The organism is Micromonospora narathiwatensis, from assembly GCF_900089605.1.
Lineage (GTDB): Bacteria > Actinomycetota > Actinomycetes > Mycobacteriales > Micromonosporaceae > Micromonospora > Micromonospora narathiwatensis.
The window spans coordinates 881,799-905,523 of the sequence record NZ_LT594324.1 but is presented as its reverse complement, the minus strand read 5'-3'; the positions used below and the strand labels follow the sequence as shown (position 1 = coordinate 905,523).

Below are 23,725 nucleotides of genomic sequence, written 5' to 3'. Positions count from 1 at the left end.
GGCTTCCACCCATTTGCCGGACGAGGTGTGCGACGACCGCGCTGGTCAGCGCGGCCGGGGCCGGGTCGGTCACCACAACCGGACGGGGTCAGAAGAGGCTGAGCGGGTCGACCTGGAGCCGGACCGGATCGGCGGCCTTGCGGGCGCTGCGCTGCCCGGCCGCCGTGTGCAGCGCCCCGGCGAGGGCGGCGGCGCGGGCCCGGGGCACCCGGACCAGCATCCGCTCCCGCCCCTCGTCGGCGGGAACCGGGCCGAGGATCTCGGCGCCGTCGGGCAGCCGGACCCCGGCGAGCAGGTCCGCCACCGCGTCCGCCGGACCGGTCACGCTGGCCATCCGGACCGCCGGCGGGAACCCCAGTTCACGCCGTTCGGCCAGCTCCCGGGCGGCGAACCAGGCCGCGTCCCAGCGCAGCAGCGCCTGCACCGGCGCGAGACCACCGTCGGCGACCACCACCACCCGGCCGCCCGCCCCGCCGGGCCGGGCCAGCGCGACCGCGGCCAGCCAGCGCCGCAGCGCCTCCTCCCCGGCCCGCAGGTCGGCCCGGGTGAGCAGGGACCACGAGTCGAGCAGCAGCACCGCCCCGTAGCCGCCGTCGGCGACCGGCTCCGCGCCCGGGGTGGCGATCACCAGGCCGGCCCCGCCCGGCACCGCGCTCAGCACCTCCTCCCGTCCCGAGGTGCGGACCGGCACGCCGGGGAAGGCCCGGCCCAGTTCCTCGGCGGTGCGCCGGGCACCGGTGACCGCGGCACGCAGCCGCCGTCCCCCGCACTCCGGACAGGCGTACGCGGCGGCGACCCGGCCGCACCAGCGACAGGCCGGCACGCCGTCGGCGGCGGGCAGGGCGAGGGGCCCGGCGCAGTGCGGGCAACGGGCCGGCGCCCGGCAGTCCGCGCAGGCGATCGAGGGCAGGTAGCCGCGGCGGGGCACCTGCACCAGCACCGGCAGATCGGCGCGGAGCGCGTCGCGGGCCGTGGTCCAGGCCAGGCTGGGCAGTCGGGCGGAGGCCGCCCCGGGGTCGCGGGCCAGGTGCGGGTCGTCCCCGGTCGGCGCGATCGCCGGCATCCGGGCCCGTACCGTCGCCCGGTCGGCGACCACCTCCCGGGCCCAGCGGGTCTCCACCAGCAGCTGCGCCTCGGCGGTGCGGGCGTACCCGCCGACCAGGGCGGCCGCCTCGCCGAGCTGGGCCCGGGTGAGCAGCACCTCCCGGGCGTGCGGATACGGCGCCCGGGGCTCGGCGTGCAGGTCGTCGCCGTCGTCCCAGATGGCGACGAGGCCGAGTCGCTCGACCGGGGCGAACATCGCCGCCCGGGTGCCGATCACCACGGGCACCTCGCCCCGCCGGGCGGCGAGGAAGGCCCGGTACCGGCGGGCCGGTCCGAGCGCCGCGGAGAGGCGGACGTGCCGTCCCGTCCCGAGGACGTCGGTCAGGGCGGCGTCGAGGCGTTCGAGGTCGCGGGCGTCGGCCACCACGACCAGAGCGCCCCGGCCACCGGCGACCACGGCGGCGACCGCGTCGGCGTACCGGGCGGCCCAGTCCTCGCCGGGCAGGGCCGACCAGACCGCGCGGGGCGACCGCCCGTCGGTGAGGGCGCGCAGGAGGGCCGGCCCGGCCGGATAGTCCCGCCACCCACGCGGGTCCACCGCGTCCGGGGTGCCACCACCTCCGGCCCGGCCGGAGGGCCCGCCGGCGGGCGACGACGGCCCGGCGATCCCGTCGGGACCGTCCGGCCGGTCAGCGGCGCCGGCCGTCGTCCCGTCGGCACGCATCGTCCCGTCGGCGTCGCCGTTCGCTACGGCGTCGGCCTCCGGTACGGCGTCGGCCTCCGGCGCGGCGGTGAGTTCCTTCTCCACCCTGGCGTGCCGGGGCGGTACGGCCAGCCGGAGCACGTCGGCGAGGCTGCCGGCGTACCGGTCGGCGACCGCCCGGGCCAGCCGGGCCACCTCGGGGGCCAGCACCGGCACCGGGGAGACGACCTTCTCCAGGTAGAGGGGCCGGGGGTGGTCGGACTCCGCGACGCGTTCCAGCAGCCAGCCGTCGACGAGCTGGCCGGCGAAGCGCACCTTCACCCGCACCCCGGGCAGCGCCTGGGCGTCCAGCTCAGCGGGAACCAGGTAGTCGAACGGGCGGTCGAGGTGGGCCAGGGGCAGGTCCACGCAGACACGAGCGACCGGCGACCCGTCGGCGGGTCGCCGGTCGCTGCGCCTGGTGCCGCTCAGGCTCCCGCGGCCGACTTGAGGTCGGCGGCCCGGTCGGTGCCCTCCCAGGTCAGGTCCGGCAGCTCCCGGCCGAAGTGGCCGTACGCGGCGGTCTGCTGGTAGATCGGGCGGAGCAGGTTGAGGTCCCGGATGATCGCGGCCGGACGCAGGTCGAACACCTCGGCGACGGCCTTCTCGATCGAGGCGACCGGCACCGTCTCGGTGCCGAAGGTCTCGATGAAGAGGCTCACCGGGTGCGCCTTGCCGATGGCGTACGCGACCTGCGCCTCGCACCGCTCGGCCAGGCCGGCGGCGACCACGTTCTTGGCCACCCAGCGCATCGCGTACGCGGCGGAGCGGTCCACCTTGGACGGGTCCTTGCCGGAGAACGCGCCGCCGCCGTGGCGGGCGTACCCGCCGTACGTGTCGACGATGATCTTCCGGCCGGTGAGGCCGGCATCGCCCATCGGGCCGCCGATCTCGAATCGCCCGGTCGGGTTGACCAGCAGCCGGTAGCCGTCGGTGTCCAGGCCGAGGCCCTCCAGCTCCGGGTTGATCACGTGCTCACGGACGTCCGGGGTGAGCAGCGAGTCGAGCGAGATGTCGGCGGCGTGCTGGCTGGAGACCACGACGGTGTCGAGCCGGACCGGGCGCAGCCCGTCGTACTCGATGGTCACCTGGGTCTTGCCGTCCGGCCGCAGGTACGGGACGGTGCCGTCCTTGCGCACCGCGGCGAGCCGCCGGGCCAGACGGTGAGCGAGCGCGATCGGCAGCGGCATCAGCTCGGGCGTCTCGGAGCAGGCGAAGCCGAACATCATCCCCTGGTCGCCGGCGCCCTGCGCGTCCAGCGCGCTCTCCGACGAGCCGGTACGCAACTCGAAGGCGTTGTCGACACCCTGGGCGATGTCCGGCGACTGGGAGCCGATGGAGACGCTGACGCCGCAGGAGGAGCCGTCGAAGCCCTTCTTCGACGAGTCGTACCCGATGCCCAGGATGGTCTCCCGGACGATGGTCGGGATGTCGGCGTACGCCTTCGTGGTGACCTCGCCGGCGACGTGCACCTGGCCGGTGGTGATCAGGGTCTCGACCGCGACGCGGCTGTGCGGGTCCTGAGCGAGCAACGCGTCGAGAATGCCGTCACTGATCTGGTCGGCGATCTTGTCCGGGTGGCCCTCCGTGACCGATTCGGACGTGAAGAGACGTGTCACGGCACTCCTAAGGATGTGAAAACTTCTAGAAAAGGTCGCTCGGCGGCAGTTTAGTCACCGTGTTCCCAGCGTGACCCCGGGAACGGACAGTGCCAACCGTCAGGATTGCTCAATCAGCCGAGCGAGCGCGAGGTCCCAGACGGCGTCGGCCAGGTCCTCCTTGGGCTGTTCGGGAAGACGGTGCACCGAGCCGTCCGCACCGATCACGGTGGCGGCGTTGGTCTCGGCGCCGAAGACCTTGTCCACGCCGACCTCGTTGATCACGATGAGGTCCGCCCGTTTCCGGGCGAGCTTGGCCCGGCCGTTGGCCTCGGCGTCGCCGGTCTCGGCGGCGAAGACCACGAGCACCTGCCCGGGCCGCCGGCGCTGCCCCAGTTCGGCGGCGATGTCGGGGTTGGTGACCAGTTCGATGGTCGGCGCGCTGCCGTCCTCCGCCTTCTTGATCTTACCGGCCGCGTAGCTGGCCGGGCGGAAGTCGGCGGGGGCCGCGGCCATCACCACGACGTCCGCCTCCGCGGCCGCCTCCAGGGTCGCCTTGCGCAGCTCCTCGGTGGTGCCCACCCGGACCAGGTCCACCCCGGCCGGGTCGGCGAGCGCGACGTTGGCCGAGACCAGGGTGACCCGGGCGCCCCGGGCGACGGCGGCACGGGCGAACGCGTACCCCTGTTTGCCGGACGAGCGGTTGCCCAGGAACCGCACCGGGTCGAGCGGCTCCCGGGTGCCGCCGGCGGTGACCACCACGCGCCGGCCGGCCAGATCGGCCGGGGCGGCGACGCCCCGGACCAGGGCCCGGCGGGCGACCGCGAAGATCTCCGCCGGGTCGGGCAGCCGGCCCTTGCCGGTGTCCTTGCCGGTGAGCCGCCCGACGGCGGGCTCGATCACCCGGACCCCCCGGGACCGCAGGGTCGTCACGTTGGCGACGGTCGCCGGGTGCTCCCACATCTCGGTGTGCATCGCCGGGGCGAGCACGACCGGACAGCGGGCGGTCAGCAGGGTGTTGGTGAGCAGGTCGTCGGCGAGGCCGTGGGCGGCCCTGGCGAGCAGGTCGGCCGTCGCGGGGGCCACGACGACCAGGTCGGCGTGCTGGCCGAGGCGGACGTGCGGCACCTCGTGCACGTCCGACCAGACGTCGTCGGCGACCGGCTGGCCGGAGAGCGCGGCCCAGGTCGGCGCCCCGACGAAGCGGAGCGCCGACGCGGTCGGCACGACCCGGACCCGGTGGCCCGACTCGGTGAAGAGCCGGAGCAGCTCACACGCCTTGTAGGCGGCGATGCCACCGCCGACCCCGAGGACGATCTCGGCGGACATCGACGCGGACGGGACTACGGCTGGTCGGTCGGCTCGGCGGTGAGCAGGCCCGCGTTGATCTCGCGCATGGCGATGGAGAGCGGCTTCTCCTGCGGGGTGGTCTCCACGAGCGGGCCGACGTACTCCAGCAGGCCCTCACCGAGCTGGCTGTAGTAGGCGTTGACCTGGCGCGCGCGCTTGGCGGCGAAGATCACCAGAGCGTACTTCGAGGTCGTCTTCTCGAGGAGCTCGTCGATCGGCGGGTTGGTGATGCCCTCGGGGTTGGTGGCGATGGATCCCACGAATTAACCTCTGCGTCTCGTACACCGCCGGCGAGGCGGTGGTCTCTCAACCGCTCGGACGCGGCTGGGCCGGAGCCAAGAAGGATGAACCGAGCAAGCCTACCAGTTCCTCCGCCGCGCGCTCGGTGCGGTCGTGCACCACGGCGTGTGCGAAGGCGGCCGCGACGGCCGGATCCGGCCGGTACGACGGCGGGGCGAGCAGCACCAGCTCCGCGTCCGGCACAACGGCCCGGACCGCGAGCGCGCCGGGCAGATCCAGCGGAAGCAGCACCGGCCGCCCCGCGAGGAGCCGGGCCCGGACGGCCGCCCGCGGCACACCGCGCCGGTACGGCCCGATCCGGCTCCACTCCAACAACTCGTCGGCGCCGACCATCCGGTCGAACTCGGCCGGATCGAGGAAGATCCGGTCGACGCCGTCCACCTCGCCGGGGCACGGCGGTCGGGTGGTGGCGGTCACCGGCACCCACACCGACGGAAAGCGCGCCCGGACCCGCTCGACGACACTCTCCCTGCCGGCCCCGGAAGGTCCGGCCAGGACAGTGAGCCGAGCCGCCGGGCGCGCCTCGTCATCCGTGCTCACCGCTTGTTTCTACACGGTGCTGCGTTCAGTTGGCGGCGAACTCTCCAAGCAGAGCCTTGCGCTGCTGCTCGCCCAGGCCACGCAGGCGACGGCTGTCGGCGATCTTGAGCTTCTCCATGATCTGGGTGGCCCGGATCTTGCCGATGCCCGGCATCGCCTGAAGCACGGCCGACACCTTCAGCTTGCCGACGACGTCGTTGGACTCGGCCTGCTCGAGGACGGTGGCGAGGCTGGTCTTGCCCTGCTTGAGGTCCTCCTTCAGCTTGGCACGGGCCTTGCGGATCTCCGCGGCCTTCTCCAGCGCGGCAGCGCGCTGCTCGGGGGTCAATGACGGGAGCGGCACCAGTTCTCCTCAGGTCCCTAACGCGGCGGGCGGTTAGTTTCCGCCGCTGCTGTGAAACGTGGTGTCGCTGGCAACCAAAGGGGTCCGTGGTTCCCAGCGCGGGGAAAACTAGCGGTCAACGGAGTTTTCGGCAACGTGGGCGCGCGAAGATCATCGCAAAGTGACCGAGCCGTCAGTCAGTCACGCCCGGCCAGGGCGGCCCGGCAGTCGGCCAAGACCCGCTCGGCGGCGGCCCGCAGGGCGGCCGTGTCCGGCCCCGCGTGCAGCACCTCCCGGGAGTACGACGGCAGCACAGCGGGCAGGCTGGGGCCGAACACGGTGCGCAGGTCCGCGGCCGTGGCACCCTGTGCGCCCAGCCCGGGGGCGAGCAGTGGACCGTTCACCGCAGAGAGGTCGTGGCCGGTGTCGCCGACCGTCGCGCCGACCACCAGACCGAAGCTGCCGAGCGGCTCGGCACCCCGGTTGAGCTGGGAAATCTCGTCGATGACGGTCTGCGCCACCGTCCGCCCGTCGGCCCCGACGGCGCGCTGCACGGCGGCGCCCTCCGGGTTGGAGGTGAGCGCCAGGACGAAGACCCCACCACCGTACGCGGCGGCCATTTCGAACATCGGCGCCAGCGAGCCGACCCCGAGATACGGGCTGGCCGTCACCGCATCGGCATACAGCGGGCTGGATGGATCGAGGTACGCCGAGGCGTACGCGCTGACCGTCGAGCCGATGTCGCCCCGCTTGGCGTCGAGAACAACGAGTGCTCCGGCATTTCGCAACTGTCGGATAGTTGACTCAAGGACCCCGATTCCTCGCGACCCGAAGCGCTCGTAAAAGGCCGACTGCGGCTTGACCGCCGCGACCCGGTCACCGAGCGCCTCCACCACCGTCCGGCTGAACCGGTCGAGGCCCTCGACGTCGTCAGCGAGCCCCCAGCGGGCCAGCAGCCCCGGATGCGGGTCGATACCCACGCACAGCGGTCCCCGCTCGGCCACGGCCCGGTGCAGGCGGGCGCCGAAGCTCTCCATCGCGACTCTCCTCTCCTCGCGCGGCGTCGCGCCGCGGTCCGCGTCGACGGGTACGCCGTCGTCGTCCAGCCGCCTCCCGTGCGGGCGGCCGTTCCGTTCCCGGGCCGCCGCCGGCCGGTCGCCGGCCCGCACCGCCCTCGGGCCCCCTCGGGCCGCCTCGGGCCCCCTCGGGCCGCCTCGGGCCGCCTCGGGCCCCCTCGGGCCGCCTCGGGCCCCCTCGGACCCCGTCGGACCGCCTCGGACGCCGTCCCCGAGCCGGCCCGCCCGATGCCCGGCCCGACCGGGGTACCGGCGCGACCGACCTGCCGGCCCGACCGGGGTACCGGCCCGACCGACCTGCCGGCCCGACCGGTGTCCGGCCCGACCGGGGTGCCGGCTCAGCCGGCCTTGACCGCCGCCTCGACCCCGGCGACGATCCGCGCCACGTCCGCCACGTCGGTGACGTACGGCGGCATGGTGTAGACGAGGTCGCGGAACGGTCGCAGCCACACGCCCTGCGCGACCGCGGCGGCGGTCGCCCGGGGGAGGTCCACCTCGTGGTCGAGCTGGACCACGCCGATCGCGCCCAGCACCCGTACGTCGGCCACCCCGGGAGCGCCGCGCAACGGCTCCAGGCCGGCCCGCAGCCCCTCCTGGATCTCCGCCACCCGACCGGCCCAGTTTCCGGCCCGCAGCAGCCCCAGAGAGGCGTTGGCGACCGCGCAGGCGAGCGGGTTGCCCATGAACGTGGGGCCGTGCGCCAGCACCCCGTCCGCCGAGATGCCGCGGGCGACCTCGGGGGTGCAGAGCGCGGCGGCCAGGGTCAGGTAACCGCCGGTGAGCGCCTTGCCGACGCAGAGCACGTCCGGGGCGACCCCGGCGTGCTCGGCGGCGAACATGGTGCCGGTCCGGCCGAAGCCGGTGGCGATCTCGTCGAAGACCAGCAGGACGCCGTGCGCCCGGGTCACCTCGCGCAGCACCCGCAGGTAGTGCGGGTGGTGGAAGCGCATCCCGCCGGCGCCCTGCACCACCGGCTCCACGATCACCGCGGCCAGCTCGTCGGCGTGCCGCTCCACGGCGTCCACCAGGGCAGCCTCGTACGCCGGGTCGGGCGGGGTGTCGAAGCCGCCCGGGGGCACCGGCGCGAAGACCTGCCGGGGCAGCACGTCCCCCCAGAGGTGGTGCATGCCGCCCTCCGGGTCGCAGACGCTCATCGGGTGGAACGTGTCGCCGTGGTAGCCGCCCCGCCAGGTGCCCAGCCGGCGCCGCTCCGGCCGCCCGGTGGCCCGCTGGTACTGGAGGCACATCTTCAGCGCGACCTCGACGCTGACCGAGCCGGAGTCGGCCAGGAAGACGTGTTCCAGCCCGTCCGGGGCCAGCTCGACCAGGGTCCGGGCCAGGCGTACCGCGGGCTCGTGGGTGAGGCCGCCGAACATCACGTGGCTCATCCGGCCGAGCTGGTCGGTGACGGCGGCGTCCAGCACCGGGTGCCGGTAGCCGTGGATCGCCGCCCACCAGGACGACATGCCGTCGACCAGCTCCCGGCCGTCGGCCAGTCGCAGCCGTACGCCCTCGGCGCTCTCCACCACGTACGGCGGGCTGGCCGGCGGCAGCGCCGCGTACGGGTGCCAGACGTGCCGACGATCGGCGGCGAGAATCTCCTCGGCCGTCACGTGTTCTCCTTCCTGTCCTCCTCGCCCCTCCACGCGATCTTGCAGTTTCGGCCCGCGTTTCGCCCGATTTAGGCAATACGTCGGGGCACGAACTGCAAGATCGCGCGAAGTCGTGGGTCAGCGGGGCGAGGGGGTGGTGCGGGGGGTGGTGCGGGTTATGGTGCGGGTGAGGGCTGGGCCGCGGTAGATGAAGCCCGTGTAGAGCTGGATCAGGCTCGCGCCGGCGTCGAACATCCGGGCGGCGTCGTCCGGGTCGAGGATGCCGCCGACGCCGATCACCGGCAGGCGGCCGTCGGTCTCCCGGTGCACGAAGGCGACCACCTCGCGGGCGCGTCCGGCCAGCGGACGGCCGGAGAGGCCACCGCTCTCCCCGCCCCGCGCCCGGTCGGCCGGGGCGAGCCCATCCCGGGACAGCGTGGTGTTGGTGGCGATCACCCCGGCCGCGCCGCGGTCGAGACAGACCTCCAACAGCTCGGCGATGGCCGGCTCGGTGAGGTCGGGGGCGATCTTCACCAGCACCGGCTTCTCCCCTACCAGCGCCGCGAGCAGCGCGTCCAGGTGGGACCGGTCCTGCAGGGACCGCAGGCCCGGGGTGTTCGGGGAGGACACGTTGACCGCGAAGTAGTCCCCGTGCTCCCGTAGCGCCCGATAGGACGCCAGGTAGTCCTCGACCGCCTCGTCGAGCGGGGTCACCTTGGACTTGCCGAGCGAGATGCCCAGCGGTACGCCGATCGGGCGGGGCAGCGCCGCGAGCCGGGCGGCCAGGGCCTCGGCGCCGGCGTTGTTGAAGCCCATCCGGTTGACCACGGCCTCGCTGTCGCGCAGCCGGAACAGCCGGGGCCGGGGATTGCCCGGCTGGGCGTACGCGGTGACCGTGCCGACCTCGACGAAGCCGAAGCCGAGCGCCGGCCAGGCCGGCAGCGCGACGCCGTTCTTGTCCATTCCGGCCGCCAGCCCGACCGGGTTCGGGAAGTCCACCCCGAACACCGTGCGCGGCGAGCGCCGGAAGTAGGTGGCCCGCAGCGCCGCGAGCGCGGCCGGCCGCCGGGACAGGGCGGCGAGCCGTGCCAGCGTCCACTCGTGCGCCGTCTCCGCGTCCCCGCCCCCGATCCGGAACAGCCCCGGCCGCACCACCCGCTCGAAGATCACCCTCGACCTCCCGACCCGACCCCGGTGATCATGAAGTCGCCGACGGGAGCGGCGCGTCGCGGCGACAACTTCATGATCGACCGGACGGCGACGGCGGTCACTCGCCGGCCCGCAGGGCGGCGTGGAGGTCCTGGAGGGGACGCACGTGCAGGTCGCCACGGATACGGGCCTCGATGCCCATCACTGCGGCGGCAGCGCCGGGGACGGTGGTGATGCAGGGGATGTCCGCGGTGACGGCGGCGCTGCGGATCTCGTACCCGTCGGAGCGGGCGCTCGCGCCGGAGCCCTGCGGGGTGTTCACCACCAGCGCCACGTCGCCGCCGAGGATCAGCGACACCGCGTCCTCGCCCGCACCCGACTCGTAGTGCTTGCGGATCTGCTCGCAGGCGATGCCGTGCCGACGCAGCACCTCGGCGGTGCCGGTGGTGGCGACGATCTCGAAGCCGAGGTCCGCCAGGCGCTTGATCGGGAAGATCATGCCGCGCTTGTCCCGGTTCGCCACCGAGACGAAGATCTTCCCGGCGGTCGGCAGCGACCCGTACGCCGCCGCCTGCGACTTCGCGAAGGCCTGCCCGAAGCCGGTGTCGATGCCCATCACCTCGCCGGTGGACTTCATCTCCGGGCCGAGCAGCACGTCGATGCCCTTGCCGGCGGGGGTGCGGAAGCGCTTGAACGGCAGCACCGCCTCCTTGACCGCGATCGGGGCGTCGGCCGGCATGGTGCCACCGTCCCCGGTGGGCGGCAGCATCCCCTCGGCGCGCAGCTCGGCGATGGTGGCGCCGAGCGCGATCCGGGCCGCCGCCTTGGCCAGCGGCACGGCGGTGGCCTTGGAGACGAACGGCACCGTCCGGGACGCCCGCGGGTTCGCCTCCAGCACGTACAGCACGTCGTCCTTCAGGGCGTACTGGACGTTGAGCAGGCCGCGTACGCCGATCCCGCGGGCGATCTCCTCGGTGTAGCGGCGTACCTGGGCGAGGTGGGAGCCGGCCAGGGTGATCGGGGGCAGCGCGCAGGACGAGTCGCCGGAGTGGATGCCGGCCTCCTCGATGTGCTCCATCACGCCGCCGAGGTAGACCGCCCCGTCGGCGTCGCAGAGCGCGTCCACGTCGATCTCGATGGCATCGTCGAGGAAGTGGTCCACCAGCACCGGGCGGTCGGGCGAGATGTCGGTGGCCCGGCCGATGTACTCGCGCAGGGTGGCGTCGTCGTAGACGATCTCCATGCCCCGCCCGCCGAGCACGTACGAGGGGCGGACCAGCACCGGGTAGCCGATCTCGTCGGCGATCGCCTTCGCCTCGTCGAAGGACGTGGCCATGCCGTGCGCCGGGGCACGCAGCCCGGCCCGGGCCAGCACCGAGCCGAACGCGCCGCGCTCCTCCGCCAGGTGGATCGACTCCGGCGAGGTGCCGACCACCGGCAGGCCGGCGCCCTTGAGCCGCTGGGCCAGGCCGAGCGGGGTCTGCCCGCCGAGCTGCACGATCACCCCGACCACGCCCGGCCCGCCGGCCGCCCGGCCGGAGGAGTCCTCGGCGTGCCAGACCTCCAGCACGTCCTCGAAGGTCAGCGGCTCGAAGTAGAGCCGGTCGGCGGTGTCGTAGTCGGTGGAGACGGTCTCCGGGTTGCAGTTGACCATCACCGTCTCGTAGCCCACCTCCCTGAGTGCCATGACCGCGTGCACGCAGGAGTAGTCGAACTCGATGCCCTGCCCGATCCGGTTCGGCCCGGAGCCCAGGATGATCACCTTGGGCCGCGCCGAGGGCGCCACCTCGGTCTCCTGGTCGTACGTCGAGTAGTGGTAGGGCGTTGTCGCCTCGAACTCGGCGGCGCAGGTGTCCACGGTCTTGAAGACCGGGCGTACGCCGAGCCGGTGACGCAGGGTGCGGACGCCGTCCTCGGCGGCCAGTTCGGGGCGGAGCGCGGCGAGCTGCCGGTCGGACAGGCCGGCCCGCTTGGCCCGGCGCAGCAGGTCGGCGTCGAGCACCGGGGCGTCCACGATCTCGGCGCGCAGCTCGACCAGCGCGGCGATCTGGTCCAGGAACCAGGGGTCCATCCCGCCGGACGCCTCGGCGACCTCGGCGATCGTCGCGCCGAGCCGCAGCGCCCGCTCGACGGTGTAGAGCCGGCCGTCGTGCGGTACGCGCAGCGCGGCGAGGGCGTCCTCCTTCGTCGCGCCGGCCGGGTCCGCGCCCGTCGCGGCAGCGACGACCGAGTCCGGCACGGTCCAGAATCCGGCGGCTTTCGTCTCCATCGAGCGCATCGCCTTGTTCAGCGCCTCGGTGAAGTTGCGGCCGAGGCTCATCGCCTCGCCGACGGACTTCATGGTGGTGGTCAGCTCCGGGTCGGCGCCGGGAAACTTCTCGAAGGCGAACCGGGGGATCTTCACCACCACGTAGTCCAGGGTCGGCTCGAACGCCGCCGGGGTCTTCAGGGTGATGTCGTTGGGGATCTCGTCCAGGGTGTAGCCGATGGCCAGCTTCGCGGCGATCTTGGCGATCGGGAAGCCGGTGGCCTTCGAGGCGAGGGCCGAGGAGCGGGACACCCGGGGGTTCATCTCGATCACGACGATCCGGCCGTCGGCCGGGTTCACCGCGAACTGGATGTTGCAGCCGCCGGTGTCCACCCCGACCTCGCGCAGCACCGCGATGCCGAGGTCCCGCAGCCGCTGGTACTCCCGGTCGGTCAGGGTCATGGCCGGGGCGACGGTGACGCTGTCGCCGGTGTGCACGCCCATCGGGTCGACGTTCTCGATCGAGCAGACCACCACCACGTTGTCGTGGCGGTCGCGCATGAGTTCGAGCTCGTACTCCTTCCAGCCGAGCACGCTCTCCTCGATGAGCACCTCGTGCACGGGGCTGGCGGCCAGGCCGGCGCCGGCGATCCGCGTCAGGTCCTCGGCGGTGTGCGCCATGCCGGAGCCGAGGCCGCCCATGGTGAACGACGGCCGGATCACCACCGGCAGGCCCAGCTCGGCGACGGTCTCCTCGACCTCGGCCATCGAGTGGCAGACCCGGGAGCGCGGCACCAGCGACGAGGGATCGTCCAGGCCGAGGCGTACGCCGGCCTGGGCCACGATGTCCTTGAACAGCTGCCGGTCCTCGCCCCGGTTGATCGCCTCGATGTTGGCGCCGATCAGCTCGACGCCGTACTTCTCCAGCACACCCGCCTCGTGCAGGGCGACCGCGGTGTTCAGCGCGGTCTGCCCGCCCAGGGTGGGCAGCAGCGCGTCGGGGCGTTCCTTGGCGATGACCAGCTCGACGAACTCCGGGGTGATCGGCTCGACGTACGTGGCGTCGGCGAACTCCGGGTCCGTCATGATCGTCGCCGGGTTGGAGTTGACCAGGCTGACCCGGATCCCCTCGCTGCGCAGCACCCGGCAGGCCTGCGTGCCGGAGTAGTCGAACTCGCACGCCTGCCCGATCACGATCGGCCCGGAGCCGATCACCAGCACGTGCCTGAGGTCGGTCCGCTTAGGCATTCTTGCCGCCTTCGATGAGTTCGGCGAAGCGGTCGAAGAGGTAGTCCGCGTCGTGCGGGCCGGCCGCCGCCTCCGGGTGGTACTGGACGGTGAAGGCGGGCACGTCCTTGGCCCGCAGCCCCTCGACCACGTTGTCGTTGAGGCAGACGTGCGACACCTGGACGCCGCCGAACTCGGTGTCGATCACCTGGTCGGGGACGACCGCCCCGGCCTGCGCGCCCGGCACCCGCACCGCGAAGCCGTGGTTGTGGCTGGTCACCTCGACCTTGCCGGTCGCCCGGTCGAGCACCGGCTGGTTGATGCCGCGGTGGCCGTAGCCGAGCTTGTAGGTGCCGAAGCCGAGCGCCCGGCCGAGGATCTGGCTGCCGAAGCAGATGCCGAAGAGCGGGATCCGCCGGGTGAGCACCTCGCGGGCCAGCGCGACCGGGCCGTCGGCGGTGGCCGGGTCGCCCGGGCCGGGCGAGAAGAAGACCGCGTCCGCGCCGGTGGCCAGCAGGTCCTCGATGGTGGCGGTGGCGGGCAGCACGTGGGTGGTCACCCCCCGCGCCGCCAGTCGGCGCGGCACGTTGCGCTTGATGCCCAGGTCGAGCGCGGCCACGGTGAACCGGTGCTCCCCCTGCGCCTCGACCACGTACGGCTCGGCGGTGGTCACCTCGGCGGAGAGGTCCGCGCCGACCATCTGCGGCGACCGGCGGACCCGGTCGAGGAGGGCGCGCGGGTCGTCGTCGACGCTGGAGATGCCGACCCGCATCGCGCCCCGGTCGCGCAGGTGGCGGGTGAGCGCCCGGGTGTCCACGCCGCCGATGCCGACCACGCCCTCGGCGGCGAGCCGATCCTCCAGGCCACCGGTGGCCCGCCAGTTGGAGCCGATCCGGGCCGGGTCCCGGACCACGTACCCGGCGACCCAGATCCGGGACGACTCGTCGTCCTCACCGTTGACGCCGGTGTTGCCGATGTGCGGCGCGGTCTGCACCACCACCTGGCGGTGGTACGACGGGTCGGTGAGGGTCTCCTGGTAGCCGGTCATGCCGGTGTTGAAGACCGCCTCGCCGAAGGTCTCCCCGACGCTGCCGTACGCCTCGCCGTGGAACGTACGCCCGTCCTCCAGCACGAGGATCGCGGGCCTGCGCTTCGTCATGCTGCGTTCCCTTCGATCCGGACTGCGGGACTCCGCTCCGCTACGTTCCTCGCTCGGATCACTTGACAGCCTTTCCGTCCAGGACCGTCGGCTCGCCGCGCAGGAAGGTCGCCACGATGCGACCCGGCAGCGCCATGCGGGCGTACGGGGTGTTGCGACTGCGACTGGCCAGCTCCGCCGGTTCGATGACGCGGCGGGCGGCCGGGTCGACCAGGGTCAGGTTGGCCGGCACGCCGGGGGCGGGGTCGACGCCGTGCCCGTCCAGTCCGGCGATCCGGGCCGGGGCGCGGGACATCCGCTCGGCGATCAGGTCCCACTGCGGGCCGAGCACGTCCAGCGCGATGGAGAGCGCAGTCTCCAGGCCGAGCATGCCCGGCCGGGCGTACGCCCACTCGCACTCCTTGTCCTCGACGGCGTGCGGGGCGTGGTCGGTGGCGATGATGTCGATCACGCCCTCGGCCAGGGCCGCCCGGAGCGCGGCCACGTCGCTCGCGGTCCGCAGCGGCGGGTTCACCTTGAAGACCGGGTCGTAGCTGGCCGCCGGGCTCCAGTTGTTCGCGAGTGCGGGGCTCGCAAGCTCACTCCTCCCGCTCACGACCTCGTCGGTCAGCAGGAGGTGGTGCGGAGTGACCTCGGCGGTGACCCGCACCCCGCGCGCCTTGGCGTGCCGCAGCACCTCCACGCTGCCGGCGGTGGAGACGTGGCAGATGTGCAGCCGGCTGCCCACGTGCTCGGCCAGCAGCACGTCCCGGGCGATGATCGCCTCCTCGGCGACCGCCGGCCAGCCGGTCAGCCCGAGCCGGGTGGAGACCTCGCCCTCGTGCATCTGCGCGCCCTCGGTGAGCCGGGGCTCCTCGGCGTGCTGCGCGATCACCCCGTCGAACGCCTTCACGTACTCCAGGGCCCGGCGCATCAGCTTCGGGTCGGCGACGCAGTGCCCGTCGTCGGAGAAGATCCGCACCCGGGCCGCCGAGTCGGCCATCGCGCCCAGCTCGGCGAGGCGCTCGCCGGCCAGGCCGACGGTTACCGCGCCGATCGGCTGCACGTCGACCAGCCCGGCCTCCCGGCCGAGCCGCCACACCTGCTCCACCACGCCGGCGGTGTCGGCGACCGGCGAGGTGTTGGCCATCGCGCAGACCGCGGTGTAGCCGCCGAGCGCCGCCGCCCGGGACCCGGACTCGACGGTCTCGGCGTCCTCCCGGCCGGGTTCGCGCAGGTGGGTGTGCAGGTCGACCAGGCCGGGCAGGGCGACCAGGCCGGTGGCGTCGAGCACCGTGGCGTCCGGCGCGGTCAGCCCCACGCCGGTCTCGGCCACGACGCCGTCGCGGATCAGCAGGTCGGTCGGCGCGGCGCCGACCACGCTCACGTTCCTGATCAGGTACGCGGTCACCGGTTGTTCCCTCCGAGCAGCAGGTAGAGCACGGCCATCCGCACGGAGACCCCGTTGGCGACCTGTTCGACGATGGTGGAGCGGGGTGAGTCGGCCACCTCGGGCGTGATCTCCATGCCTCGGTTCATCGGGCCGGGGTGCATGACGATCGCGTGCTCGGGCAGCCGGCGCAGGCGCGGCCCGTCCAGCCCGTAGCGGCGGGCGTACTCGCGGGCCGAGGGGAAGTACGAGTCGTTCATCCGCTCCCGCTGCACCCGCAGCATCATCACCACGTCCACACCGGGTAGAACGGCGTCGAGGTCGTATGAGACATCGGTGCCGGGGGCGAGCGCGGCGGCGATGTCCACCGGGATGAGGGTGGGCGGGCCGACCAGGGTGACCTTGGCGCCGAGGGTGGAGAGCAGCAGCACGTTGGAGCGGGCCACCCGGGAGTGCAGCACGTCGCCGACGATCGCCACGTGCAGGCCGGCGAGGCGGCCCAGCCGGGAGCGCATCGTGTACGCGTCGAGCAGCGCCTGGGTGGGGTGTTCGTGGGTGCCGTCGCCGGCGTTGACCACGGACCCGTCGACCCAGTTGGCCAGCCGGTGCGGGGCGCCGGAGGCGGGGTGCCGGACGACCACCGCGTCGGCCCCCATGGCCTGGAGGGTCAGCGCGGTGTCCTTCAGGCTCTCGCCCTTGGCGACGCTGGAACCCTTGGCCGAGAAGTTGATCACGTCGGCGCTGAGCCGCTTGGCCGCCGCCTCGAAGGAGATCCGGGTCCGGGTGGAGTCCTCGTAGAAGAGGTTCACCACGGTCCGCCCGCGCAGCGCGGGCAGCTTCTTGACCTCGCGGCCGGCGACGGTGGCCATCTCGGCCGCGGTGTCCAGGATCTGGGTGGCGGTGGCGGCGTCCAGGTCGGCCCCGGAGAGCAGGTGGCGGATCATGACGAGCTACCCCCGTAGAGCTTGACCTCGTCGGCGCCGTCGGTCTCGGCGAGGGTGACCTTGACGTTCTCGGCCAGCGCGGTGGGGATGTTCTTGCCGACATAGTCGGCGCGGATCGGCAGCTGGCGGTGGCCGCGGTCGACCAGGACGGCGAGTTGCACGGAGGCCGGCCGGCCGACGTCGCTGAGCGCGTCGAGGGCGGCCCGCACCGTACGGCCGGAGAAGAGCACGTCGTCGACCAGGATCACCCGCCTGCCGTCGATCCCGCCGCTGGGCAGTTCGGTGGGGCCGACCGCGCGGGTGGCCTGCCGGCGCAGGTCGTCGCGGTAGAGGGTGATGTCGAGCACGCCGACCGGGACGGTCACGTCCTCGAAGGTGCTGATCCGGGCGGCGAGGCGCCTCGCCAGTGGGACGCCGCGGGTGGGAATGCCGAGCAGGACGGTGTCGGCGGCGCCCTGGGTCTTCTCCAGGATCTGGTGGGCGATGCGGTCGACCACCCGCGACACGTCCGCTGCGGCGAGGATCACCTTCACCGAGGGTTGTCGTGGCGGCGACGACTGGGCAGCCGGTGGGTAGGCCACGGCGGACCTCCTTCCCCGCCTCACGGGACGGGTCGTTAAAGGACGTCTGGATTTCCGGCGGGCCGTGCGGGGCCCGGACCGGGGCTTCACGCCACGTTACCAGCGGTCACCGGGCCGGCCGTCGCCGGCACTGACCCCCGGGTCAGGACGGCAGAAATGCGGATAACCTCCCCCAGGCTCCCCAACGGTAAGGCCACGGGCACTTGACCAAGGGTCGCAATCCCCGTACCGTCACGCTCCGTAGCGATAGCTGGGTGAACCCCGAGCAGCACTGGGAGTGTCCGAATGCCCTCTGAATACGCCAAGTCGCTGGGCGCCCGCCTGCGCTCCATCCGCCAGCAGCAGGGTCTGTCCCTGCAGGGGGTGGAGGAGAAGTCGAACGGGCGGTGGAAGGCCGTGGTGGTCGGCTCGTACGAGCGTGGCGACCGCGCCGTCACCGTGTCCCGCCTGGCGGAACTGGCCGAGTTCTACCGCGTTCCCGTCTCGGAGCTGCTGCCCGACGGCAGCGGGGTGCGGCACGAGCCCACCAGCAAGATCGTCCTGGACCTGGAGCGCCTCTACGACGACGTCTCCGAGGAACTGGCCTACGTCGCCCGGTACGCCCGCGCCATCCAGCAGCAGCGCGGCGACTACAACGGCCGGGTGCTCTCCATCCGCGCCGACGACCTGCGCGCCCTCGCGATCGTCTACGACGCCTCGCCGTCGGGCCTGATCGAGCGGCTCACCGAGCACGGTGTGCTGGTCGCCGACCCGCGGGCGTTCTTCGCGAACTGACGCTGTCGCCACCGAAAGGGCCCGTGCCGTCCGGCACGGGCCCTTTCGTGGTCGGTGTGACGCGGCTTGCGCCGGTCAGCGGGTGGCGTACTCGGCGATCCGGCCGAGGAGGCCGTTGAGGAAGCGCGGCGAGTCGTCGGTCGACATCTGCCGGGCCAGCTCGACGGCCTCGCTGATCGCCACCGCGTCGTCGATCTCGTCGACGTAGAGCAGCTCGTACACGGCGATCCGGGCCAGGTTGCGGTCGACCGTCGGCATCCGGTCCAGCGTCCAACCCTCGGCGTAGCTGGCGATCAGCTCGTCGATCCGGTCGAGGTGCGCCGCGACGCCCTCGATCAGGCCCACCGCGTAACCGAGGTGCTCCGGGTGGGGCTTCTCGATCCGTTCGAGGTAGCCGGCCAGCACCTCGACCGGCGGCCGGTCCCGCAGATCGGCCTCGAACAGCACGTCCAACGCCCGTTTGCGCGCCTTGCGGCGCGCCGGCATCTGCTGCTTGGGACCCTCGGCCATCAGGCGCGGCCGAGGTAACGGCCGTCGCGGGTGTCGACCTTGATCTTCTCGCCGGTGGTGATGAAGAGCGGCACCTGGACGGTCGCGCCGGTCTCGACGGTGGCCGGCTTGTTGCCGCCGGTCGACCGGTCGCCCTGCAGACCCGGCTCGGTGTAGGTGATCTCCAGCACGACGGAGGTCGGCAGCTCGATGTAGAGCGGCACACCCTCGTGGGTGGCGACGGTCGCCTCGGCCTCGGGGAGGAGGTAGTTGGCCGCCTCGCCGACGGTCCCGCCGGGCACGGTGATCTGGTCGAACGTCTCCAGATCCATGAAGACGTAGTCCTCGCCGTCGGCGTACAGGTACTGCATGGTGCGCTTGTCCACGGTCGCGGTGTCAACCTTGGTGCCCGCGTTGAAGGTCTTGTCGACCACCTTGCCGGACAGCACGTTCTTCAGCGTGGTGCGCACGAACGCGCCGCCCTTACCGGGCTTGACGTGTTGGAACTCGACGACGGCCCACAGCTCGCCGTCGAGGTTGAGCACCAGGCCGTTCTTGAGGTCGTTGGTGGTGGCCATTTCCTGCCTTGATCATCAATTGGCGGACAGACCCAGGAATTCTACTCGCTGCGTCGAACCCGCTCCGCCGCGCTGCACGCCCCACCCGGCGGCCGACCGGCCGAACCGGCCGAAAACGTGCCGAACATCACGCAGAGCGGTCAGGCGCCTCGGGAGCCGGCCGGGCGGCCAGGTGGCGCAGGGCCAGCCGGTAGCCGTCCACGCCCAGGCCGCAGATCACCCCGGTCGCCACCGCGGAGACCACCGAGTGGTGCCGGAACTCCTCCCGGGCGTGGATGTTGGAGATGTGCACCTCGACCAGGGGTGCGCGGAGCAGGGCACAGGCGTCCCGGACCGCGATCGAGTAGTGCGACCAGGCGGCCGGGTTGAGCACCACCGCCGCGCCCTCGTCGGCCGCCTCGTGCAGCCACCCCAGCAGCTCGTGCTCGGCGTCGGTCTGCCGGACCACCACGTCCAGCCCCAGCTCCCGGCCGGTGTCGACGCACATCGTCACCAGGTCGGCGTAGCTGGTCAGCCCGTACACGTCGACCTGGCGGGTGCCGAGCCGCCCCAGGTTCGGCCCGTTCAGCACGTAGACCCTCACCCGGAAACCTCCTGGTAGGCGGACGCCAGCAGCTCGTCGGAGGGGCCCTCCAGGATCGCCGGGCGGGCCAGCCCGTCCAGCACCACGAAGCGCAGGGTGTTGCCCCGGGCCTTCTTGTCCACCCGCATGGTGGCCAGCAGGCGCTGCCAGGCGTCGGCCCGGTAGCCGGTGGGCAGCCCGAGCAGGCCCAGCACGGCACGGTGCCGCTCGGCCGTGGCCGGGTCCAGCCGGCCGGCGAGCCGGGCCAGGGCGGCCGCGTAGACCAGACCCACCGCGACGGCGTGACCGTGCCGCCAGCGGTACCCCTCCACCTTCTCGATCGCGTGCGCCAGGGTGTGCCCGTAGTTGAGCACCTCGCGTACCCCGGACTCGCGGAGGTCTCCGGCGACCACGTCCGCCTTGACCCGCACCGCCCGCTCGATCAGCTCCCGGGCCACCGGCCCGGTCGGGTCCAGCGCGGCGGCCGGGTCCCGCTCGACCAGATCGAGGATCACCGGGTCGGCGATGAACCCGCACTTGACCACCTCGGCCAGCCCGGCGGCCAGGTCGACCGGGGGCAGGCTGTCCAGAGTGGCGAGGTCGGCCAGCACCCCCACCGGCGGATGGAACGCGCCGACCAGGTTCTTGCCGGCCGCGGTGTTGATCCCGGTCTTGCCGCCGACGGCGGCGTCGACCATGCCCAGCAGGGACGTGGCCACCGGCACCCAGCGCACCCCGCGCAGCCAGCAGGCCGCGACGAAGCCGGCCAGGTCGGTGACCGCGCCGCCGCCCACGCCGACCACCGCGTCCGTACGGGTGAACCCGGCCTCGCCGAGCCGGTCCCAGCAGGCGGCGGCCACGTCGACGTGCTTGCCGGCCTCGGCGTCCGGCACCTCGATCGGCAGCGGGGCCATCCCGGCCGCGCGCAGCCGTTCGCCCAGCGCGTCGGCCAGCGCCTTCAGCGCCGGCGTGTGCAGCACCGCCACCCGGGAGGCGCCGGGCAGCAGCGGGGGCAGCGCGTCGAGCAGGTCACGCCCCACCAGCACGTCGTACGGCCGCTCGCCGCCGACCGGGATCCGGGTCACGTCGTCCATCGCGGGCAGCCTAGTCGAGCGGACGATCCCGAGCGGCGGGTGTCCACAACGTGGCGGGACCGGACCAGACGAAGGCAGGTCGGGCATCTATGTCGCCGAGCGCCCTGAGCTGATGCCGTAAACGAATCACGCACTCGGCCGGGCGCGCCTGATTCGTTTGCGCTATCGGGTCCAAAGGGAGCGACAAGGGGTGTACTCCCCAGGCCGGCGCTGCGGCCGGACTACGAGCGGGCCTTGGCGTACCCGAGGAATGCGCGCCAGGCTGCGGGCCCGAAGGTCAACACGGGTCCCTGCCGGTCCTTGCTGTCCCGAACCAGCACCCGGCCCGGCAGGTTGTCCGCGACCTCGACGCAGTTACCACCGCCATCTGCGGACCGGGTCGACGTCCGCCAACGAGGGCGATCGGTGGTGATCATGGGGTCACCTTCAGCTTCGTGATCAGATCCAACGAGGCCCGCTCGGATAGAGCTTCACCGAGCAGGCTATCCCACTTACGCCGAATCAGGCGCAATGCGTCCGGGTCGTCAACGACCTGGCCTCGGGCGGCGGTCTCCAGGTACAGCACCTGCTCGTCACCGGGCAGGTCCGCCAGAATGAACCCGCTCGCAAGCCCGACGTGCGCGCCGACATCGTTGGGAATGACGTGGAGCCGGACGTGCGGGAGCCTGGCGATCCCCAGCAGGTGCCCGAGCTGGGCATCCAGCACCGCAGGGCCACCGACCGGCCGACGCAGCGTGCTCTCGTCCAGGATGGCAACGAGTTCTGGCGGATTGTCACGGGTCAGCAGGTGCTGCCGCTCCATTCGTACGCTGACCAGTTCGTCCACCTGGTCCGCCGGGTTCAAGCCGCCGGCCGAGATGATCGCGCGGGCGTACTCCTCGGTCTGGAGCAGGCCCGGGATCAGACAGGGTTCGAAGGCGCGCAGCCGCACGGCTTGCGACTCGTGGGAACGCCACGAGGCGAACCAGCTCGGCGAGCGTTCCCGGTCGGCCGCCTCCAGCAGTTCGGCCAGCAGGCCACCGGTCTCCAGCGCCTCGTCGGCCGCGATCGCGAATTCCCTGGTCGGCCGCCGCCGGCCGGTCTCGATCGCCGCGACGGTGGACGGACTCCACTTGACCAGGCTCGCCATCCGCTCCTGGGAGACGTCCGCGCTCGCCCGCGCGGCCTTGAGCGCCCGGATCCACATGTCGAAGTCCATCCACCCACCCCGTCGGTAAGCACAGGAACGCGCTAAGTAGTATGCCCTGGCACGGTCCACTGTGGGTCGCGGGGAGCAGGTCAGTGCTTGAGGACCGCCAGGATCTCGGTGGCGATCTCCTCCGGGGTACGCCCGTCGGTCACCACGGTCACCGTCGCCACCTCCGCGTAGAGCGGACGGCGCTGCTCCATCAGGTATTTGAGGGTGGCTCGCGGGTTGAGCGCCAGCAACGGCCGGCCGGCCCCCAGGCCGACCCGCTTCACCGCGTCGGCCAGCTCCACCGACAGATGCACGACGGTGTGCCCGACCAGCGCGGCCCGGTTCTCCTCGGCGAGGACCGCGCCACCGCCGAGGGCGAGCACGCCCGGATGCGAGGCCAGCGCCGCCGCCACCGCCGCCCGTTCGAGGGTACGGAAGTGCGCCTCCCCCTCGTCGACGAAGATCTCCGGAATCGGCTTGCCGGCGAGCTGCTCGATGTCGGCGTCGGTGTCCCGGAACGCCACGCCGAGCGCGTCCGCGAGGGCCAGCCCCACCGTGGTCTTGCCGGAGCCGGGTGCCCCGACCAGCACACAGACCGGCCGGCTGCTCATTTGATCACCAACGCGTCGAGGTAGCCGGCGAGGTTGCGGCGCATCTCGGCGACCGAGTCGCCGCCGAACTTCTCCACCGCCGCCTCGGCCACCACCAGGGCCACCATCGCCTCGGCCACCACGGCCGCGGCCGGCACGGCGCAGACGTCGGAACGCTGGTTGATCGCGGTGGCCGGCTCGCCGGTGACGACGTCGACCGTGGCCAGCGCCCGGTTCAGCGAGGAGATCGGCTTCATCGCCGCCTTCACCCGCAGCGGCTCGCCGGTGGTGATACCGCCCTCCAGGCCCCCGGCCCGGTCGGTCACCCGACGTACGCCGGTTGCGGTGGGCAGGATCTCGTCGTGCGCCTCGGACCCACGGGAGCGGGCCTGCTGCCAGCCGTCACCGATCTCCACGCCCTTGATCGCCTGGATCGACATCAGCGCGGTGGCCAGCCGGGCGTCCAGCTTCCGGTCCCACTGCACGTGGCTGCCCAGGCCCGGCGGCACCCCGTACGCGAGCACCTCGACCACGCCACCGAGGGTGTCGGCGTCCTTCTTCGCGGCGTCGACCTCGGCGACCATCCGGGCGCTGGCCTCCGGGTCGAGGCAGCGCAGCGGGTCGGCGTCGATCCGGGCGGCGTCCTCGGGGGTCGGGCGCAGGCCGGGCTTGACCGCGACCGGACCCAGCTCCACCACGTGGGAGACGATCTCGATGCCGAGCGCCTGCCGCACCAGCGCCTTGGCAACCGTGCCGACGGCGACCCGGGCGGCCGTCTCGCGGGCGCTGGCCCGCTCCAGGATCGGGCGGGCGTCGGTGTGGCCGTACTTCTGCATGCCGGCCAGGTCGGCGTGGCCGGGGCGGGGGCGGGTGAGCGGGGCGTTGCGGGCCTGCCTGGCCAGTTCCTCCGGGTCGACCGGGTCGGCGGCCATCACGGTGCGCCACTTGGGCCACTCGGAGTTGCCGACCCGGATCGCCACCGGGCTGCCCAGGGTGACGCCGTGCCGCAGGCCGCCGATGATCTCGACCTCGTCCTGCTCGAACGACATCCGGGCGCCCCGGCCATAGCCGAGCCGGCGGCGAGCCAGCTCACCGGAAATCTCCCCGGTGGTCAGCTCGATGCCGGCGGGCACCCCCTCCAGCAGCGCGACGAGGGCGGGTCCGTGCGATTCACCTGCAGTCAGCCAGCGCAACACAGCGGCCAGTCTGTCACGCCCGGC

The 23,725-nt window shown here is 73.0% G+C and carries 23 protein-coding genes; 1 reads left to right on the top strand and 22 read right to left on the bottom strand.

The window, feature by feature from the left end; translation table 11 throughout:
• Positions 1 to 88 precede the first annotated feature (88 nt).
• The 14 genes from GA0070621_RS04120 to pyrR form a co-directional block, all read right to left on the bottom strand.
• Positions 89 to 2,155 carry a primosomal protein N' gene (locus GA0070621_RS04120; protein ID WP_091191713.1) on the bottom strand — a complete coding sequence of 689 codons (2,067 nt, stop codon included), beginning with the start codon at positions 2,153 to 2,155 and terminating at the stop codon, positions 89 to 91.
• A gap of 59 nt (positions 2,156 to 2,214) precedes the next feature.
• Entirely contained in the window at positions 2,215 to 3,405 is a 1,191-nt protein-coding gene (gene metK / locus GA0070621_RS04115) for a methionine adenosyltransferase (protein WP_091191711.1), read from the bottom strand.
• Positions 3,406 to 3,504: 99 nt separating this feature from the next.
• Complete coding sequence (gene coaBC, locus GA0070621_RS04110) at positions 3,505 to 4,713, bottom strand: bifunctional phosphopantothenoylcysteine decarboxylase/phosphopantothenate--cysteine ligase CoaBC (RefSeq protein WP_091191709.1); 1,209 nt, start codon at positions 4,711 to 4,713, stop codon at positions 3,505 to 3,507.
• 14 nt (positions 4,714 to 4,727) lie between these two features.
• Positions 4,728 to 4,994 (bottom strand): DNA-directed RNA polymerase subunit omega, encoded by a 267-nt coding sequence (gene rpoZ / locus GA0070621_RS04105; RefSeq protein WP_013285517.1) that lies wholly within the window; start codon positions 4,992 to 4,994, stop codon positions 4,728 to 4,730.
• Between the two features lie 46 nt (positions 4,995 to 5,040).
• On the bottom strand, positions 5,041 to 5,574 hold the full coding sequence (locus GA0070621_RS04100) for a nucleoside/nucleotide kinase family protein (protein WP_091191707.1): 534 nt from the start codon (positions 5,572 to 5,574) through the stop codon (positions 5,041 to 5,043).
• A 25-nt stretch (positions 5,575 to 5,599) separates the two neighbouring features.
• Positions 5,600 to 5,917, bottom strand: coding sequence for an integration host factor, actinobacterial type (gene mihF / locus GA0070621_RS04095; RefSeq protein WP_073835268.1), 318 nt, complete (start codon positions 5,915 to 5,917; stop codon positions 5,600 to 5,602).
• Positions 5,918 to 6,093: 176 nt separating this feature from the next.
• Positions 6,094 to 6,933: an orotidine-5'-phosphate decarboxylase gene (pyrF, locus tag GA0070621_RS04090; RefSeq protein WP_091201979.1), complete on the bottom strand. Its 840-nt coding sequence runs from the start codon at positions 6,931 to 6,933 to the stop codon at positions 6,094 to 6,096.
• A 377-nt stretch (positions 6,934 to 7,310) separates the two neighbouring features.
• Entirely contained in the window at positions 7,311 to 8,585 is a 1,275-nt protein-coding gene (locus tag GA0070621_RS04085; protein ID WP_091191704.1) for an adenosylmethionine--8-amino-7-oxononanoate transaminase, read from the bottom strand.
• A gap of 117 nt (positions 8,586 to 8,702) precedes the next feature.
• Positions 8,703 to 9,734: a quinone-dependent dihydroorotate dehydrogenase gene (locus GA0070621_RS04080; RefSeq protein ID WP_091191702.1), complete on the bottom strand. Its 1,032-nt coding sequence runs from the start codon at positions 9,732 to 9,734 to the stop codon at positions 8,703 to 8,705.
• Positions 9,735 to 9,831: 97 nt separating this feature from the next.
• Positions 9,832 to 13,209, bottom strand: a complete 3,378-nt coding sequence (gene carB, locus GA0070621_RS04075) for a carbamoyl-phosphate synthase large subunit (RefSeq protein ID WP_091191700.1) — start codon at positions 13,207 to 13,209, stop codon at positions 9,832 to 9,834.
• Positions 13,202 to 14,347, bottom strand: coding sequence for a glutamine-hydrolyzing carbamoyl-phosphate synthase small subunit (carA, locus tag GA0070621_RS04070; RefSeq protein ID WP_091191698.1), 1,146 nt, complete (start codon positions 14,345 to 14,347; stop codon positions 13,202 to 13,204). Before carA ends, carB begins: the two co-directional genes overlap by 8 nt.
• Positions 14,348 to 14,405: 58 nt before the next feature.
• A complete protein-coding gene (locus GA0070621_RS04065) occupies positions 14,406 to 15,737 on the bottom strand; it encodes a dihydroorotase (protein WP_091191697.1) in 1,332 nt (443 codons plus the stop codon).
• Positions 15,734 to 16,660: an aspartate carbamoyltransferase catalytic subunit gene (locus GA0070621_RS04060; protein WP_091191695.1), complete on the bottom strand. Its 927-nt coding sequence runs from the start codon at positions 16,658 to 16,660 to the stop codon at positions 15,734 to 15,736. Before GA0070621_RS04060 ends, GA0070621_RS04065 begins: the two co-directional genes overlap by 4 nt.
• Entirely contained in the window at positions 16,657 to 17,241 is a 585-nt protein-coding gene (gene pyrR / locus GA0070621_RS04055; RefSeq protein ID WP_091191693.1) for a bifunctional pyr operon transcriptional regulator/uracil phosphoribosyltransferase PyrR, read from the bottom strand. Before pyrR ends, GA0070621_RS04060 begins: the two co-directional genes overlap by 4 nt.
• A 285-nt stretch (positions 17,242 to 17,526) precedes the next feature.
• Between pyrR and bldD the strand changes: the two genes are divergently transcribed.
• Positions 17,527 to 18,015 (top strand): transcriptional regulator BldD, encoded by a 489-nt coding sequence (gene bldD / locus GA0070621_RS04050; RefSeq protein ID WP_091191691.1) that lies wholly within the window; start codon positions 17,527 to 17,529, stop codon positions 18,013 to 18,015.
• A 75-nt stretch (positions 18,016 to 18,090) separates the two neighbouring features.
• Here bldD and nusB read toward each other — a convergent pair whose 3' ends face one another.
• The 8 genes from nusB to aroC all read right to left on the bottom strand — a co-directional run bounded on the left by nusB (position 18,091) and on the right by aroC (position 23,701).
• Positions 18,091 to 18,501, bottom strand: coding sequence for a transcription antitermination factor NusB (gene nusB / locus GA0070621_RS04045; RefSeq protein ID WP_197673980.1), 411 nt, complete (start codon positions 18,499 to 18,501; stop codon positions 18,091 to 18,093).
• 23 nt (positions 18,502 to 18,524) lie between these two features.
• Positions 18,525 to 19,082, bottom strand: a complete 558-nt coding sequence (gene efp, locus GA0070621_RS04040) for an elongation factor P (protein WP_073835258.1) — start codon at positions 19,080 to 19,082, stop codon at positions 18,525 to 18,527.
• A gap of 127 nt (positions 19,083 to 19,209) precedes the next feature.
• Positions 19,210 to 19,665, bottom strand: a complete 456-nt coding sequence (gene aroQ, locus GA0070621_RS04035; RefSeq protein WP_091191688.1) for a type II 3-dehydroquinate dehydratase — start codon at positions 19,663 to 19,665, stop codon at positions 19,210 to 19,212.
• Entirely contained in the window at positions 19,662 to 20,738 is a 1,077-nt protein-coding gene (aroB, locus tag GA0070621_RS04030; protein WP_091191687.1) for a 3-dehydroquinate synthase, read from the bottom strand. The genes aroQ and aroB overlap by 4 nt, the downstream gene beginning before the upstream one ends.
• 221 nt (positions 20,739 to 20,959) lie before the next feature.
• Positions 20,960 to 21,154, bottom strand: a complete 195-nt coding sequence (locus tag GA0070621_RS04025; protein WP_167666569.1) for a DUF397 domain-containing protein — start codon at positions 21,152 to 21,154, stop codon at positions 20,960 to 20,962.
• Positions 21,151 to 21,936, bottom strand: a complete 786-nt coding sequence (locus tag GA0070621_RS04020; RefSeq protein WP_091191686.1) for a helix-turn-helix domain-containing protein — start codon at positions 21,934 to 21,936, stop codon at positions 21,151 to 21,153. Before GA0070621_RS04020 ends, GA0070621_RS04025 begins: the two co-directional genes overlap by 4 nt.
• 80 nt (positions 21,937 to 22,016) lie before the next feature.
• Positions 22,017 to 22,526, bottom strand: coding sequence for a shikimate kinase (locus tag GA0070621_RS04015; RefSeq protein WP_091191684.1), 510 nt, complete (start codon positions 22,524 to 22,526; stop codon positions 22,017 to 22,019).
• Positions 22,523 to 23,701: a chorismate synthase gene (gene aroC / locus GA0070621_RS04010; protein WP_091191683.1), complete on the bottom strand. Its 1,179-nt coding sequence runs from the start codon at positions 23,699 to 23,701 to the stop codon at positions 22,523 to 22,525. Before aroC ends, GA0070621_RS04015 begins: the two co-directional genes overlap by 4 nt.
• Positions 23,702 to 23,725: the final 24 nt, after the last annotated feature.